The sequence below is a fragment of the Petrocella sp. FN5 genome (genome assembly GCF_029210395.1).
Classification (GTDB): Bacteria; Bacillota; Clostridia; order Lachnospirales; family Vallitaleaceae; genus Petrocella.
The window spans coordinates 1-1,071 of sequence record NZ_JARGDP010000195.1 but is presented as its reverse complement, the minus strand read 5'-3'; the positions used below and the strand labels follow the sequence as shown (position 1 = coordinate 1,071).

At 36.3% G+C, this 1,071-nt stretch carries 1 protein-coding gene; it reads right to left on the bottom strand.

Annotation, left to right across the window (positions count from 1 at the left end):
- Positions 1-376: 376 nt before the first annotated feature.
- On the bottom strand, positions 377-1,071 hold a 695-nt coding region (locus P0N36_RS15440; RefSeq protein WP_275843784.1), incomplete at its 5' end, for an IS91 family transposase.

Below are 1,071 nucleotides of genomic sequence, written 5' to 3'. Positions count from 1 at the left end.
ATAGTTGATGATTGCATCTAACGTTTAGCAATGTATATGAATTTGAAAATCAACAAACTCTGACTGATGCGTTACATATCAGCTATCGACTTTCTTCAGTACGTCACTGTTTTGATTTTCAATTTCATATACATTTAGGTTGAACGAAGAGAGATATTTTCCCATAAGGAATTTGTACCCAACCTCATCCTTAATTTTCGCTTATTTTCTCTGTATCCATCCTATCTGGCTTCTAATAGTTATTCAAATATGTCGTATTCCTTTATTATTTTTGGGTCATTAGAACGATGCAACTGTCATTTAATATTTTATGGCATCATCAACAGACCCTACATAATCCGGGTCTCATTTCAGCATTATTTTATTGCTTCTATGACTACGGGCGCTCTCTAGCTTTCCCGGTTATGTCTTTTGCCAGGACCGGACTCTTAATAAATTTCCTTTTAAAAATCCTGCACTGTGGACAAATACACTTGGATGAACGGTTTTCTTCTTCCATGGTATTGTCTGATGATTCCTGTTTCTTAACTCGGAACCGAAGAATCTTTCTGCATTTCACAAGTTTCTTCTTACGTTGGCCGTTACTAAGGAATCCATAGTACCTTACTTTCACATATCTATCTGGTAGTATATGCAGCAGAAACCGTCTGATGAACTCATCTAATGTTAATGTCATTATTTTAGTTTTACCATCTCTATAATCTTTCCACTTGATGGATACATTTTCTCCATCAGCTGCAATAATTCTTTCATTTGAGATTGCAACCCTTTTTATGTATCTACTTAAATATTCAATAACCACTTCTCCTGTCGAGAATGGCGGTCTTATATGGGCTACCCAGCCTTTTTTATATAACTCATTCTTAAGCTTTCTGAATGTCTTTGGTTCTTTTAAGTAACTGGTATTTCCAATGAATTTTATTCTTCCACTTTCTACAGCATCCACCCACAGTGCCAAGAACTTCTTCTTAAACAGTGCTGAAACCACTTGTACCGGAATGAAATATCGATCCTGCTTTGGTTCAATGAAATGTGTTTCATCTTCCGAAAGCCCACCTGCTGGTACGAGAC